11 protein-coding genes and 2 pseudogenes are annotated in these 14,306 nt (G+C 71.7%); 9 read left to right on the top strand and 4 right to left on the bottom strand.

The window, feature by feature from the left end; genetic code table 11:
• Positions 1–407 precede the first annotated feature (407 nt).
• Complete coding sequence (locus tag CG723_RS27450; RefSeq protein WP_100596193.1) at positions 408–2,063, top strand: ABC-F family ATP-binding cassette domain-containing protein; 1,656 nt, start codon at positions 408–410, stop codon at positions 2,061–2,063.
• A 116-nt stretch (positions 2,064–2,179) separates the two neighbouring features.
• On the opposite strand, the pseudogene CG723_RS27455 reads toward CG723_RS27450, so the two are convergent.
• Together CG723_RS27455 and abc-f are read right to left on the bottom strand one after the other, a co-directional pair.
• Positions 2,180–3,025 (bottom strand): annotated as a pseudogene (locus CG723_RS27455) (virginiamycin B lyase family protein); the annotation flags it as partial.
• Positions 3,026–3,123: 98 nt separating this feature from the next.
• Positions 3,124–4,743 carry a ribosomal protection-like ABC-F family protein gene (gene abc-f / locus CG723_RS27460; RefSeq protein WP_199841914.1) on the bottom strand — a complete coding sequence of 540 codons (1,620 nt, stop codon included), beginning with the start codon at positions 4,741–4,743 and terminating at the stop codon, positions 3,124–3,126.
• Positions 4,744–4,863: 120 nt separating this feature from the next.
• On the opposite strand from abc-f, the gene CG723_RS47830 reads away from it, so the two are divergent.
• The gene (locus CG723_RS47830; RefSeq protein ID WP_100596194.1) at positions 4,864–5,568 is read left to right on the top strand and encodes a TetR/AcrR family transcriptional regulator; all 705 of its coding nucleotides are present in this window, start codon (positions 4,864–4,866) and stop codon (positions 5,566–5,568) included.
• Positions 5,569–5,609: 41 nt separating this feature from the next.
• Here the strand turns inward: CG723_RS47830 and mca are convergent.
• Positions 5,610–6,428, bottom strand: a pseudogene (gene mca / locus CG723_RS27470) (mycothiol conjugate amidase Mca); the annotation flags it as partial.
• Positions 6,429–6,776: 348 nt separating this feature from the next.
• Here mca and CG723_RS27475 point away from each other — a divergent pair.
• Both CG723_RS27475 and CG723_RS27480 read left to right on the top strand, forming a co-directional pair.
• On the top strand, positions 6,777–7,526 hold the full coding sequence (locus CG723_RS27475; protein ID WP_100596195.1) for a thioesterase II family protein: 750 nt from the start codon (positions 6,777–6,779) through the stop codon (positions 7,524–7,526).
• Between the two features lie 70 nt (positions 7,527–7,596).
• Positions 7,597–8,190 carry a DUF1697 domain-containing protein gene (locus CG723_RS27480; RefSeq protein WP_159032555.1) on the top strand — a complete coding sequence of 198 codons (594 nt, stop codon included), beginning with the start codon at positions 7,597–7,599 and terminating at the stop codon, positions 8,188–8,190.
• Between the two features lie 20 nt (positions 8,191–8,210).
• Here CG723_RS27480 and CG723_RS27485 read toward each other — a convergent pair whose 3' ends face one another.
• The gene (locus tag CG723_RS27485) at positions 8,211–8,615 is read right to left on the bottom strand and encodes a DUF3224 domain-containing protein (protein WP_100596197.1); all 405 of its coding nucleotides are present in this window, start codon (positions 8,613–8,615) and stop codon (positions 8,211–8,213) included.
• A 118-nt stretch (positions 8,616–8,733) separates the two neighbouring features.
• On the opposite strand from CG723_RS27485, the gene CG723_RS27490 reads away from it, so the two are divergent.
• From CG723_RS27490 to CG723_RS27510, 5 genes are all read left to right on the top strand, one after another.
• Positions 8,734–9,936, top strand: coding sequence for a cytochrome P450 (locus CG723_RS27490; protein ID WP_199841915.1), 1,203 nt, complete (start codon positions 8,734–8,736; stop codon positions 9,934–9,936).
• A 203-nt stretch (positions 9,937–10,139) separates the two neighbouring features.
• Positions 10,140–11,564, top strand: a complete 1,425-nt coding sequence (locus CG723_RS27495) for an MFS transporter (protein WP_100596198.1) — start codon at positions 10,140–10,142, stop codon at positions 11,562–11,564.
• Positions 11,565–11,598: 34 nt separating this feature from the next.
• Complete coding sequence (locus tag CG723_RS27500; RefSeq protein ID WP_100596199.1) at positions 11,599–12,330, top strand: PIG-L deacetylase family protein; 732 nt, start codon at positions 11,599–11,601, stop codon at positions 12,328–12,330.
• Positions 12,331–12,337: 7 nt separating this feature from the next.
• Positions 12,338–13,888, top strand: a complete 1,551-nt coding sequence (locus CG723_RS27505; RefSeq protein WP_100596200.1) for a class I adenylate-forming enzyme family protein — start codon at positions 12,338–12,340, stop codon at positions 13,886–13,888.
• The gene (locus CG723_RS27510) at positions 13,885–14,247 is read left to right on the top strand and encodes a nuclear transport factor 2 family protein (protein ID WP_100596201.1); all 363 of its coding nucleotides are present in this window, start codon (positions 13,885–13,887) and stop codon (positions 14,245–14,247) included. The genes CG723_RS27505 and CG723_RS27510 overlap by 4 nt, the downstream gene beginning before the upstream one ends.
• Positions 14,248–14,306 lie beyond the last annotated feature (59 nt).

Genomic DNA, 14,306 nt, shown 5'->3' on the forward strand with positions numbered 1-14,306 from the left:
GGCCTCGTACATCGGCGTGGAGGTCGACGGCCCGTACAAGCCGGACCACTACCGCTACTGAGCGCATGGAGCGCAGAGCCATGGAGTGCATCGTCGAGGGCGTGTCGTTGACATCCCGCACCCATCGTTATACGCTGTATAGCGATTCTGCTGCCGTCGATAGGAGAAGGACGTTGCTCGTCTGAGGTCCCGAGTCACCGTCGCGTCACGCAGCTCACGCCGTACATCCCGGCACTGCGGACGCTCCCGTGTGCGACCTCGACGTCACGAGCCGTCCCCCTCCCCGCGCCGCCGCCCATCAGGCCGCGGTCCGGAATCCGGCATCTCCTACCGTCGTCGCCGCGCCCACGGTGTCTCGAACGCGTTGCACCCCCACCACCGTTCGCACCGAGCAACCGCGAGGCCCCATGACCACCCACCCGAACTTCTCCGGCCCCACCTCCATCACCTGCGCCGGCCTCACCTACGCCTGGCCCGACGGCACGCCCGTCTTCGAGGACCTTCAGGTCGCCGTCGGGCCCGGCCGCACCGGGCTCATCGGCCTCAACGGGTCAGGGAAATCAACCCTGTTGAAGCTGATCGCCGGGGAGCTGACCCCGGCCTCCGGCACCGTCCGGGTGACCGGAGAGGTCGGCTATCTCCCGCAGAACGTCACGCTCGACACGTCCCTGCGTGTCGACGTGGCCCTCGGCATCGCCGAGGCCCGCGCCGCACTGCACGCCATCGAGGCGGGCGACGCGAGCGAGGAACACTTCACCGCCGTCGGCGACGACTGGGACGTCGAGGAGCGCGCCGTCGCCATGCTGTCCGGGCTCGGCCTCGGCCACATCGGCCTGGACCGCACCATCGGCGAGGTGTCCGGCGGCGAGTCGGTGCTCCTGCGCCTCGCCGCGCTGCTCCTCGGCAGGCCCGACGTACTGCTCCTGGACGAGCCCACCAACAACCTCGACCTCCGGGCCAGGCGGCGGCTGTACGCCACGGTCGAGGCGTGGTCCGGCGTGCTGGTCCTGGTCAGCCACGACCGTGAACTCCTGGAACGCGTCGACCAGATCGCCGACCTGCGAGGCGGTGAGGTCACCTGGTACGGAGGCAATCTGTCCGCGTACGAGGAGGCCCTGGCCGCCGAACAGGAGGCGGCACAGCGGATGGTGCGGGTCGCCGAGTCCGACCTGAAGAAGCAGAAACGCGAACTGGCCGACGCACAAGTCAAGTTGGCGCGGCGCAAGCGCTACGGACAGAAGATGTGGGACACCAAGCGCGAGCCCAAGGTCGTCATGGGTGAGCGCAAACGACAGGCCCAGGTCGCCGCCGGCAAGCACCGCATCATGCACGAGGAGAAGCTCGCCGAGGCCAAGGACCGGCTCGACGAGGCGGTGGACGCGGTACGCGACGACGACGAGATCCATGTCGACCTGCCGTACACCGCGGTGCCGCCCGGGCGCACCGTACTGACCCTGCGCGAACTGCACCTCGCCCATGGCGCCCGCGTGCAGGGCGAGTTCGAGCTGCGCGGGCCCGAGCGGATCGCGCTCGTGGGGCGCAACGGGGCGGGCAAGACGACGCTCCTGCGCACCATCACCGGTGAGCTCGAACCCGTGGAGGGGGAGGCCGTGGCGCACGTGCCGCTGCGCTTCCTTCCCCAGCGGCTCGACGTACTCGACGAGGCCCTGAGCGTCGCCGAGAACGTGGCGCGGTTCGCACCGCAGGCGACCAACAACCGCATCCGGTCCCGCCTCGCCCGCTTCCTGTTCAAGGGGGCACGCGCCGACCAGCAGGCCGCGACCCTGTCCGGCGGCGAACGCTTCCGCGCGACCCTGGCCGCGCTGATGCTCGCCGAGCCGGCGCCCCAGCTCCTGATGCTGGACGAGCCGACGAACAATCTGGACATGGCGAGCGTGCGCCAGCTGACCTCGGCCCTGTCGTCCTACGAGGGAGCCCTGATCGTGGCCAGCCACGACGTGCCGTTCCTGGAGTCGATCGGGATCACCCGCTGGGTCCTGCTCGACGGTGAACTGCGCGACACCACACCGGAGGAGGTCCGTGGTGAAGCGGTGACACCGTGAAGAGCCCTGATGAAAAGACCCTGTGAACAGAGCTTCGCCCCCGCGCCGTCGGCCGGGGGCGAAGAGCGTCTCCGGGAAGGACAGGCCGTGGGCACGACCCGCCGGACAAGCCGGTCCTAGAGCTCCATGCGCAGTATCCGCCCCGTCTCCAGCGCGACGTACAGCGCACCGTCCGGCGCCACTGTGAGGCCGTGCGGTTCCGCGCCGCGGTCCGGGAGTTCGTACTCCTCGATGTGGCCGTCGGGCGTGATCGATCCGATGCGGCCGGAAGCCCACTCGGTGAACCAGCAGACGCCCCTGGCGGGGTCGGCCGTGATCGCGTGCGGCCGGCACGCGCGGTCCGGGAGAGGGAACTCCCGGACCGCGCCGTCGGTGCCCACCCGTCCGACCTGACCGGCGCCGATCTCGACGAACCACAGCGCGCCGTCCGTGCCGACGGTGATGCCGACCGGTGCCGCGTGCTCGGTGGGCAGCGGGTGGACCGTGACCTCTCCGCCGAGATCCATGCGCCCCACGGCGTCCGCCCGGTTCAGCGTGAACCACAGCGCCTGGTCGGGCCCCGCGGTGATGGCCGAGGGAAAAGCGCCCCTGAAGGGCAACGGGAACTCGGTCACCCGGCCGTCCACGGTGATGCGGCCGATCCGGTCCGTGTGCAACTGGGTGAACCACAGGGCGCCGTCACCGCCCGCGGCGATGCCGTAGGGGCCGCTGTCCGGCGTCGCAACGGCGAAAGAGGTCGCCTGCCCTGTCACCGTCATCCGCCCGATGCGGTGGTCCTGGCAACGGGTGAACCACAGGGCCCCGTCCGGGCCCGGCGTGATGATCGAGGGGCCGCACGCCGGGGAGTCGAGCGCATGACGGTCGAGCGCGCCATCCGGTGTGAGGCGGGCGATGCCCCCGGAGTGGATCAGGGTGAACCACAGCGCGTCGTCCGGCCCGGTGGTGACGTCGTAGGGGCCGGACGGAACTGAGGGTCCGCGACGGACACCTGCTTGAACACGGCGCTGGACTGAAGCATGGGGTGACTCCTTGCGAGTTGGTGCGTGCGGCCGTCCGTGTCTCAGACCCGGACGGCCTGTGGTGCATTCGTCGACAGGGTGAGCTGAGCACCCTGCCAGCGCCGGCGGAGCCGGCGGTCGTGACTGACGACCACGAGAGCGCCGTCGTAGCCGGCCAGGGCTGCTTCGAGCTCCTCGACGAGTGCGGGCGAAAGATGATTGGTGGGCTCGTCGAGCAGCAGCACGTCCGACGGCTGCGTCACGAGCCGTGCCAGGGCGAGACGCTGGCGCTGCCCGGTGGACAGGCCCCGCACCGAGGCGGTGAGCTGCTCGGCGTCGAACAGGCCGAGGGACAGCAGGCGTTCGCGGTGCTCGGCGGTCTGTCCGGAGCGGCCGCGCGCGAAGGCGGCGAGCAGATTCTCGCCGGGCCGGCCGGGACCCGGTTCCTGCGGGAGATAGCCGATCCGGCCCCGGCGGGTGACCGAACCGGTGTCCGGCGCCAGCTCGTCGGCCAGGACGCGCAGCAGGGTGGTCTTGCCCGCCCCGTTCGGCCCGGTGATCAGCAGCCGCTCGCCCGCCGCGATCGTGAGGTCCGTGCGGTCGAGCCGGCCGGCGACACCGATGCCGGCCGCGTCGAGGACGGGGCCCTGCACGCGTGCCGCCCGCAGTACGGGCGCGAAGTGCAGAGGTTCCGGAGGGGAGGGCACCGGGTCGGCGAGGAGGCGGCGCAGCCGTTCCTCGGCCTGGCGCACCCTGCCGGCCAGGGACTGCTGCACGCGGCCCGCCGCCCGGTCGTAGGCCATCTTGTTGCCGTCCTTCATCGCTCGCCCCGGTGCCACCCGCCGGGCGGTCGTCGCCGCCGCCTCGCGCAGTTGGGCCACGTCGGCCTGCCACTGCGCGTGTGCCTGGGCGGCGCGCCGGCGGGCCGCCGCCTTCTCGGCGAGATAGCCGGCGTAGCCGTTGCCGTACCGCACGATGCCGCGGCTGTCCGCGTCCACCTCCAGCAGGCTCGTCGCCACCCGCTCGAGGAACATCCGGTCGTGGGAGACCGCCACCGTGGTGCCACGCCGGGTGCGCAGGTGGTCCTCAAGCCAGCTCAGGGCTTCCTCGTCGAGATGGTTGGTCGGCTCGTCGAGGAGCAGCACCTCGGGACCGGCCGCCAGGACGGCCGCGAGGCGCAGGCGCACCTGCTCTCCGCCGGAGAGGCCGTCCACGGTGCGGTCGCGGTCCAGGAGGTCCAGGCCGAGGCCGTGCAGGGCGCGCTCCACGCGGGCGTCCGCGTCGTAGCCGCCGCGCAGCTCGAAGACCGTCATCAGGTCTCCGTATTCGGCCATGCCGCTCTCGTCGCCGTCGGCCATCGAGGTCTCCAGGCGACGCATGCGCTCCTCCATGGTGCGCAGTTCGCCCAGGGCCCGGTCGATCACATCCTGAACGGTGGCATGCGAAGGGAGCTGTTCGTCCTGGGCGAGGTAGCCGACGCCGCCGTCGGCCTGGACGACGACCTTGCCCTGGTCGGGCTGCTCGCGCCCGGCCAGCAGGCGCAGCAGGGTGCTCTTCCCGGAGCCGTTCTCCCCGATGATCCCGGCGCGCTCACCCGCGGGGAGCGAGCACGTCACCGAGTCGAGGACGAGCCGGTCGTCGAAGGACTTGGTGACGGACAGGACGGTGATCTGCGTAGGCATGTGAGGACTCCGAAGCATTCGGGGACGGAGCGGCCGGCGCGGGCCGCGGGGCCGGGCGAACACTTCGGAAGATCATCGACGACCCCACTAGTACGACAACAGTTGCATTAAGATGCTGTCATGCCACCGCCTCCCCGAGCAACCGGAATACCGGATACCGGCTCTGCCGCCCCGCATACCGCAACCGGTTCCGCCGCCGCTGCCGCCCCGGCGCCCCCGGTCCGACGCCCCGGCGGCCGCACCGCCCGCAACCGCGCCCAGGTGCTCGACGCGGTCCGTAGCGAGCTGGTCGAACACGGCTACGACGCACTCACGGTGGACGCCGTCGCGGACCGCGCGGGAGTCCACCGCACCACGGTGTACCGGCGCTGGGGTGACGTCGGCGGGCTGCTCGCCGACGTCCTGAACGCCGGCATGGGCGACGACTGGGAGCCCGCGGACACCGGCACGCTGTACGGCGACCTGGCGGCACTGAACGACGACATCCAGAAGGCCCTGTCCGAGCAGCCGTCGGTCACCGCGGCCCTGATCGCCGCGTCATTCCGTTCCGAACAGGCCGCCCGCGCCCTGCGCCGGTTCTGGGACGACCGCTACACGCGCTGCGAGGTCACCGTCGAGCGGGCCGTCGAGCGCGGGGACGTTCCGCCGGACACCGCCGCACGCCCCCTGCTCGTCGCCGCCACCGCGCCGCTCTATCACCAACTGGTCCTGCTGCGAGCCGAACCCGACCCGCTCCTGCCCGACGAGGCGGCCCGCAGCGCGGCCCTCGCCGCGTCAGCCGGCATCTTCACCCGGAGCCCTTCGGGGCGGCGCGCCCTGACCTGACGCGGGCCGGCGCCGCGGCGTCCGACGGTGGCCGCCGTGGTGATCCCGGCGAACAGATCGCTCTCCGGCAGCTCCGTGCGCACCAGCGACCGCGCGAGTGTGTAGTCCTCGGTGGGCCACACCTCCTGCTGCACCGGCGTCGGCACGGCGAACCAGACGCCGTGCGGTTCCACCTGTGAGGTGTGGGCGCGCAGCGCCCGGTCCCGCAGTGGGAAGTACTCGGCGCACGGCACCCGCGTGGTGATGTCCGGCTGCCGCACCGGCTCGTTGGGCAGCGGCGCGTACGGTGCCGTGCTGCCCCGCTCCCGCAGCGCACGGTGCAGCGCCGCGCTGCGCGCCGGATGCGAGCCGTGGTTGTAGTACAGCTTGAGCGGCTGCCACGGCCGCCCCGCACGAGGATGCGCCGCACCGTCACCGGCCGCCGTGAAGGCTGCCACCGTGATCCGGTGCGCCATGACGTGGTCCGGGTGCGGATAACCGCCGTCCTCGTCGTACGTCGTGACGACATCCGGCCGGAACTGCCGGATCAGCCGCACCAGACGGGCCGTGGCCGCCTGTGGGGCGACGCGCGCGAAGCAGGTCGCAGGGAGAGGTTCGTCCCCGTGCGGCAGCCCCGAGTCCACATATCCGAGCCAGGAGTGCCGCACGCCGAGAATCCGCCGGGCCCGCTCCATCTCCCGGGCGCGCAGCACGGACATGTCCACCGGCCCGCGCGGGCGCGGACACCCCGGATTGAGGATGGACCCCTGTTCCCCTCCGGTGCAGGTCACCACCAGCACGTCGACGCCCTCGGCGGCATATCTCGCCAACGTCGCCGCGCCTTTGCTGGACTCGTCGTCGGGGTGGGCGTGGACCGCCATCAGGCGCGGACGCGTTCGGGCGGCGCCGCGCACGAGCGTGCCGGTCATCCGGACTCCTCTCTCGGGTCCTGGTCGTCCCCGAGGGGACGCTATGGACGGCAACTCGAGAGGCGCTCGAGACCTGCCACATGCGTCCTTGGGGCCGCTCGGCGCGGGCACGGACATCGACCCGCGGTGCACAAGCACTCGGAGTCGGCCACCAAACCCACTACAGAAAACGGGAGTTGGCGCATTTCCTCCGTAGGGTCCGGCGGCAGCAACAGCCCTGCGAAAGGGCTTGTGGACCGAGAGGGGAACCACCGTGCTCGAAGTATCGACCGCCCTCACCCCCACCCCGGCGGCCTCCGCATGACCGGCACGTCGGTGCGCCTGTTCTGTCTGCCGTACGCCGGCGCCTCGGCGGGCGTCTATCTGCCGTGGTGCGAGCGTCTCCAGCCGCACATCGCCGTCACCCCCCTCGAACTGCCGGGGCGCGGGAGCCGGATGCGGGAGGAGCCGCGCCGCCGCCTGGAGCCGCTGCTGCACGATCTGGTGCCCACCGTGGCCCGTCTGTGCGACCGGCCCTTCGCGCTGTACGGCCATGGCTTCGGCGCCGTACTGGCCTACGAGATCGCGGCCCGTCTGGAGTGGGACCACGAACTGGTCGCCGAGCGGCTGTACGTCTCCGGGTACCCGGCGCCTCACCTGCCCCCGCGCGAGGAGCCCATCGGGCACCTGCCGGACGAGGAGTTCCTGGCCCGCGCCGGCCAGCATCCCCGCATCCATCCCGGCACGTTCGGCGAGGCGGGCCTGGCGAGGCTCCAACTCCCGGTGCTGCGAGCCGACTTCGCGCTCGCGGAGGCGTACGAGGAAGGACTCGACAACACTGTGCACGCCCCCGTCACGGCGCTGGCGGGGCAGGACGACCCCACGGTGCGGGGTGCGGACCTGGGCGGCTGGCGCGATTACACCCGCCGCTCCTTCCGCGCCCGCCGTCTCCCCGGCGGCCACTTCCACTGGCACGCGGACGAACGGCCTCTCCTCAACGTGTTCGTCGATGATCTGACCCGCTGCAACGCCGCGCACAACCGCTTCCCGGTGGCCGAGCGGACGTTCTGAGACGCGTGAGAACATGGCGCCCGGCTCCGGCCGGGCGCGACGTGGCAACGAGGAAGGAACCCGCACGCACATGAGGACCGTTCCGAGCGATGCGACCGATGTGACTGCTCCGGCCGGGCAGACCGATCCGACGTACATCGCCTTCCTGCGGGCCGTGAACGTCCCCGGGCGCAAGGTCGAGATGGCCCGCCTGCGCGAGGTGCTCACCCAGCTGGGATTCACGGGCGCGCGCACCTATATCGCCAGCGGGAACGCCTTCTTCACCGGCGCGGGGAACGACCGCGCCCGCATCGTCGAGCGCGTGGAGGCCGGCCTCGCCGAGACCTTCGGGTTCGAGGTTCCCACGATCCTGCGCACGACGGACGAACTGCGCACGGAGCTGGCAGCGTCCCCGTTCGTGGGCCGGCAGCCGGCCCCGGACGAGCGGTTCTCCATGGTCTACAGCTCGGGCCCGCTGACGGACGGCGGGTTCCCGCTGCGCTCCGCCAAGGGCGACTGGGAAGTCCTCGGCGCCTGCGGGGCGACGGCCTATGTGCGGTGGCGGCTGGTCAACGGCCGCCCCGTCAACCCGGTCCCCGCCATCGAGAAGACCTTCGGGGTACAGGCCACGGGGCGGTTCTTCCACACTTCCGAGAAGATCCTGGCGGCCGCCGGGAAGGGCTGAACCGCCCTTCGTGCCGCGGACTAGGCAGCCCCGTCGGTGGCGAACTCGACCTGGAGGTCGAGCGTGCCGTGGCCGAGTGAGCCCTCGCCGCTGACGCCGGCCAGTTCGCCGGTGCCGGATCCCGGCACGATGCCCGCCCACGTCACCGGGTCGGTGCCCGGGACCTGTGTCGCCCGGTGCTCCAGGACGAACGTCCCGGTGCGGCCGCCCATGATTCCGGTGACCCGCTCCTGCGCCACGTAGGCCGCGCCGCCGGGACCTTGGGTGGTCACCATGTGGCCGGTGGCCGAGCCCTTCACATCGCCTTCCGTGTAGGTCTTGGTCAGTTCGACGCGACCGGTGACCGGGCCGCCGTCGACCTGATCGTCGTCGGTGCCGTCCCAGACGTCGACGACGAAGGTGGCCTGAATCCGCATCTGAGTCATGTGCGGAGTATCCCGCCCGGTACTTGCGCCCGATGCTCCGGATTGAGCAGGCCGCCGCGGCCCGGGCCGTTAGCGTGACGCCGCGTCACGGCGGGCATTTCCGAGGAGGCAGTCGACAGTGAGCACCGAAGTGGAAACCGAGAAGCCGGCACCGGTCGCGTACCCCTTCACCGGAAGCGAGGGGCTCGAGCTCTCGCAGTCGTACGCGAAGCTCTTCGAGGACGGGGACCCGATCCGCGTACAGCTGCCGTTCGGCGAGCCCGCGTGGCTCGTCACGCGGTACGACGACGCGCGTTTCGTCCTGACCGACCGGCGGTTCTCCCGTCACCTGGCCACCCAGCGCGACGAGCCGCGCATGACGCCGCGGGCCGTGCCCGAGAGCATCCTGACGATGGACCCCCCGGACCACACCCGCCTGCGCACGCTCGTCTCCAAGGCCTTCACCCCCCGACGCATCGAGTCCAAGCGGGCCTGGATCGGTGAGCTCGCCGCCGGGCTCGTCGCCGACATGAAGGCCGGCGGTGCGCCCGCCGAGCTGGTCGGCTCGTACGCGCTGGCCATCCCCGTCACCGTGATCTGCGAGCTCCTCGGCGTGCCGGAGGACGACAGGACCCGGCTGCGGGGATGGTGCGACGCGGCGCTGTCCACGGGCGAACTGACCGACGAAGAGTGTGTGCAGAGCTTCATGGATCTGCAGAAGTACTTCGAGGACCTGGTCAAGGAGCGCCGTGCGGAGCCGCGGGACGACCTGACGAGCGCCCTCATCGAGGCGCGCGACGCCCACGACCGGCTCGCCGAGCCGGAGCTCATCGGCCTGTGCATCTCGATCCTCATCGGCGGATTCGAGACGACGGCGAGTGAGATCTCGAGCTTCGTCCATGTGCTCCAGCAGCGTCGCGAGCTGTGGACGCGGCTGTGCGCGGACCCCGAGGCGATTCCCGCGGCCGTCGAGGAGCTGCTGCGCTTCGTCCCGTTCGCCGCGAACGGCATCTCTCCGAGGTATGCGCTCGAGGACATGACGGTGGGCGGTGTCCTCGTGCGCGAGGGCGAGCCGGTCATCGTGGACACGAGCGCGGTGAACCGCGACGGCCTCGTCTTCGACAACGCCGACGAGGTCGTCATCGACCGCGCCGACAACCGGCACATGGTCTTCGGCCACGGCGCCCACCACTGCCTGGGCGCGCACCTCGCCCGGGTGGAACTGCAGGAGGCGCTCAAGGCCCTCGTCGAGGGCATGCCGGGCCTGCGGCTCAGCGGCGACGTCGAATGGAAGGCGGACATGATCATTCGTGCTCCGCGCGTGATGCACGTCGAGTGGTGATTGCGGGTCGGACACCGCGGGGGCCGGGGCGGACGCCCCGGCCCCCGCGCCGTGTCGCAGGCGCCGCGCGCCGGTGCGGCAGGTCTTTCGATCTCCCACCGGCGATGCGCTGTATTGAGCATCCGGCTCGGGCTCCCCGTCCCTAACGTGGCCTCGACCGAGCCTGCCCAAGTGGCGGGTGTGGCACGAAGATCAGGAGAGCCATGACCGTCAGGACCGACGACGGCCGGCAGGCCGCCGAGCAAAGCCCCGCCACGGGCGCACTCGTCGCCCGGCTGATCCTCGTCACGCTGCTGATGGCCGAGCTGCTCATCCAGGTCGACCAGACCATCGTCAACGTGGCGCTGCCCTTCATCCAGCGCGATCTCGACTTCACCGAGTCGGGCCTGCCCTGGGTCGTCAACGCCTACGGCCTCCTGTACGGAGGACTGCTGCCGCTCGGCGGCCGCATCGGTGACCTGTTCGGCAGGCGCCGGGTACTGATCATCGGTGTCACCGTGTTCACGCTGGCGTCCGTCGTCTGCGGATTCAGCACCGACCCGACGGTCATGGTCATCGCGCGAGCGGTGCAGGGCATGGGCGGCGCGCTGACCGCCCCCGTCGTCCTCTCGCTGATCATCACCTCGTTCGAGGAAGGGCCTTCGCGGCAGCGGGCGTTCGCCCTGTGGGGGAGCGCTCAGGCGGCCGGCGCGCTGTTCGGTCTGATCGTCGGCGGACTGCTCACGTCGGGCCCCGGCTGGGAGTTCAGCTTCTTCGTCGCCGTCCCGATCGGGGCGCTGGTCGTGGGGCTCGCCGCCACCACGATCAAGGAGAGCCGTGCCGATGAGCGGCCCTCGATCGACGTGGCGGGCGCGGTGACGTTCACCGCCGCGCTGCTGATGACCGTCTTCGCGTTCCTCGACACGCAGCGCTCGTGGACCTCTCCGCTGCGCGGCGGCCTCCTGGTGGTCGCGGCCGTGCTGTTCGCCGTGTTCCTCGCCGTCGAACGCCGCCAAGGCCACCCGTTCGTCCCGCTGCAGGTCTTCCGGCTGCGCAACACCAGCGGTGCGCTGGCCATCATGGCGATCTTCGGCGCCACGCAGATGAGTTACTTCTTCTTCGTCACCCTGTACCTGCAGGAGATCCTCGGGTTCTCCGCGCTGCAGACCGGCCTCGCGTACCTGCCCCTGATCGCCACCCTGCTCGTGTTCGCCCAGGTCTGTATGAAGACGGTCGCCCGCGTCGGGCTGACCCGGATGCTGATGACCGGCCTGCTCTGTCTCGGGCTCGGCATGGGGTGGCTGGGCCTCGCCGCGTCGTCGGGCAGCTTCGTCGGCACCGTCCTCGGCCCGACGGTCATCTCCGGGATCGGCCTCGGCCTGACCATGATGCCGGCGGGCACGCTGGCCACCACGGGCGTCGACCCCGCGGACGCCGGAGCCGTGTCGGGGCTCTTCAACACCGCGATCCTGGTCGGCGGTTCCCTGGGCCTCGCGGTCCTGACCACGGTCACGCAGGCCGTCGGCGGCCTCGGCGACACGCACGGCTACACCGTCGCGTTCCTGTGCAGCGCGGGCCTGGCCGCGGCCGCGATCCTCATCGCCGCCCTGGTCATCCGGGTTCCCAAGCAGACCGACGCCGCCGCCTGACCTCATCTCCTTCGTCCACCGGGAAGGACACCCCATGGCCGACACACTCCTCGAACTGCCGGACGACTTCAGCCGCGTGCTCGCGATCGTCGCCCACCCCGACGACATCGAGTTCGGTGCCGGGCCCGCCGTGGCCCAGTGGACCGCCCAGGGGCGCGAGGTGGCGTACCTCCTCGTCACCCGGGGCGAGGCGGGCATCTCCGATCTGGAACCGGCGCGGTGCGGGCCCGTGCGCGAGGCCGAACAGCGCAAGGCCGCCGCGGAACTCGGCGTGCACGAGGTCGACTTCCTCGACCACTACCACGACGGGACGATCGAGTACGGGCCCGGCCTGCGCCGCGACCTGGCGCGCGCCGTCCGGCGGCACCGCCCCGAACTCATCGTCACCTTCAACCACCACGACACCTGGGCGTCCGGCGCGTGGAACACCCCCGACCACCGTGCCGTGGGTCTCGCCGCCCTGGACGCCGTCGCCGACGCCGCCAACCGCTGGATCTTCCCCGAGCTGCTCGACGAGGGACTCGAGCCGTGGCGGGCGGGCAAGGTGGCGATCGCCGGCTCCCCGCACGCCACGCACGCCGTGGCCGTCGACGACGACTCCCGCGACCGGGCCGTACGCTCCCTCGCGGCCCACGACCGCTACCTCGGGTCCCTGAGCGACGACCCGCCGCAGGAGCGCGCCCGGTTCATCCTCGGCCATCTGCTCGCCGCCACCGCGCCGCGGTTCGGGGGCCGCAACGGTGTCGCGTTCCAGATAGTGGGTTGAGTACGCCATGACGGAACGGACGTTCTCCTACCTCACCGACCAGCTCCGCTCCCACGCCGCACTCCACCCGGGCCGCACCGCACTCGTCATCGACGGCTGCCCCGACCTGCTGTACGGCGAGTGGGACCGGCGCTCGGAGGCACTGGCCCGCGGGCTGCTCGCGGCCGGCACAAGCCGGGGCACCCGTATCGGCATCTTCTTCGGTGGCATGGACTGGGCCGACTACGCGGTCGCCTACCTCGGCGCGCTCAAGGCCGGCGCCACCGTCCTTCACCTGCCGCTCGCCCTCCCGGCCGACGAGCTCGAACGGCGCGCCCTGCAGTGCGAGCTGGCCGGCATCGTCCACGGGCGGACCGTCCCGCCCAAGACCTCGGCCGTCGCCTGGACCGGGACGCTCGACGAGCTGTCCGCCCCGGGCGAGACACCGGTGGACCTCGTCCACAGCCCCGCGGACGCCGCCGAGATCGTGTACTCCTCCGGCACCACCGGACTGGCCCGCGGCGTCGTCGTCTCGCACCAGAACCTCGCGACGGCGGGCGGACCGCCCTCCGTGATGGCGCACGACGAGCCCACCCCCATGGTGGCGTCCGTGAACCTGGGCATCACCGCGAGCGCCACCACCGTCTCCATGGTGCTCAACGCCACCCCGACCACGCTCGTCCTCGCTCCGCCGGGAGACGCCGACCGGCTGTGCGCGCTCATCGAGCACCATGCGGCGAGCACCGTCATGATGACCCCGAACCTCGCCGTGCAGATGACCCGCGACGGCGCGCTCGGCCGCTACGACCTGACGTCCGTCACCACCGTGGCCACCGCCTCGGCGTTCCTCCATCCCCCGCTCGCCCGCGCCCTGTTGGCCGCGATGCCCCGGGCCCGCGTGATCGGCGCCTACTCGGCCAGCCAGGCCAAGCCCGCCGTGACCATCGGCACCTTCGACCCGGCGCGCCCGATGTCGGCCGGCCGGCCCGCCCCCGGCACCCATGTACTGATCACCGACGAGCACGGCGCGGAGCTGCCCGCCCAGCGGGTCGGCCGGATCTGGCTGCGCGCCGACGGCGCGCCTCCCCGCAACCGCCTCGACGCGGGCCCGGAGGCCACCGGTGTCCCGGACGGCGGATGGTGCGACACCGGCGACCTCGGCCACGTCGACGACGAGGGCGAGCTGTATCTCTTCGACCGCGAGACCGACGCCGTGCCCACACCGGCCGGGCTCGTGTCGTCCCTGCGGGTCGAGTCGGTCCTGCTCGAGCACGAGGCGGTCGCCGACGCGGCCGTGGTCGCCGCCGGGCCGGCCGGCGTGGCCGCCGCGATCGTGCCCGCGGCCGGCGCCACCCATGACCCAAAGCTGCTGGCGGCCACCCTCGCCGCCCACGCGAAGGACAGCCTCGCCCCCCACGAGATCCCCGAAAGGGTCCTGGTGGTCGACGAGTTGCCCCGCAACGACCTCGGCAAGGTCGTCAAACGTCTCATCCGGGACCGGCTGACGGCATCGGCCGCAGGCGTGACACCCGCACCCACCGCATCCGCAGAACTCGACGCGACAGGAGCCCCGTCATGAGCACCGAGACCGAGATCCCCATCCACCCGCTGTTCGCCGAGATGATCCGCTGCACGGCCGAGCGGGACCTCGACGGGCTCGTCGACCTGTACCACCCCGAGGCCGAGTGGATCCGGTTCACCGGCCCCGTGCGCGGGCGCGAGGACATCCGCGAGCTGCTCAAGCGGTACTGGGAACTCGACCTCCAGCACGTGGACATGAACGAGTTCATACAGACCGACGACACCGTCATGATGCGCGGCACCATGATCGTCCGCGGCGAGACGGTCGTCACCTTCGGCGTCTACGTCCTGCGCGACGGCAAGATCTGGCGCCAGTGCGGCGCCGACGAGGGCGGCACACGCGACTGGTGGGCCTGACCGGCAGGTCCTGAACCCGCCCGCCACGTACGTCTCCCGCACACCTTCATGAGCCTGAG

The organism is Streptomyces sp. CB01635 (genome assembly GCF_002803065.1).
In the GTDB taxonomy this organism is placed as follows: Bacteria; Actinomycetota; Actinomycetes; order Streptomycetales; family Streptomycetaceae; genus Streptomyces.

Excerpts from the sequence above, each read along its gene's own strand:
- CG723_RS27450 (WP_100596193.1), top strand. The coding sequence starts at position 408 with ATGACCACCCACCCGAACTTCTCCGGCCCCACCTCCATCACCTGCGCC.
- abc-f (WP_199841914.1), bottom strand. The coding sequence starts at position 4,743 with ATGCCTACGCAGATCACCGTCCTGTCCGTCACCAAGTCCTTCGACGAC.
- CG723_RS47830 (WP_100596194.1), top strand. The coding sequence starts at position 4,864 with ATGCCACCGCCTCCCCGAGCAACCGGAATACCGGATACCGGCTCTGCC.
- CG723_RS27475 (WP_100596195.1), top strand. The coding sequence starts at position 6,777 with ATGACCGGCACGTCGGTGCGCCTGTTCTGTCTGCCGTACGCCGGCGCC.
- CG723_RS27480 (WP_159032555.1), top strand. The coding sequence starts at position 7,597 with ATGAGGACCGTTCCGAGCGATGCGACCGATGTGACTGCTCCGGCCGGG.
- CG723_RS27485 (WP_100596197.1), bottom strand. The coding sequence starts at position 8,615 with ATGACTCAGATGCGGATTCAGGCCACCTTCGTCGTCGACGTCTGGGAC.
- CG723_RS27495 (WP_100596198.1), top strand. The coding sequence starts at position 10,140 with ATGACCGTCAGGACCGACGACGGCCGGCAGGCCGCCGAGCAAAGCCCC.
- CG723_RS27500 (WP_100596199.1), top strand. The coding sequence starts at position 11,599 with ATGGCCGACACACTCCTCGAACTGCCGGACGACTTCAGCCGCGTGCTC.
- CG723_RS27505 (WP_100596200.1), top strand. The coding sequence starts at position 12,338 with ATGACGGAACGGACGTTCTCCTACCTCACCGACCAGCTCCGCTCCCAC.
- CG723_RS27510 (WP_100596201.1), top strand. The coding sequence starts at position 13,885 with ATGAGCACCGAGACCGAGATCCCCATCCACCCGCTGTTCGCCGAGATG.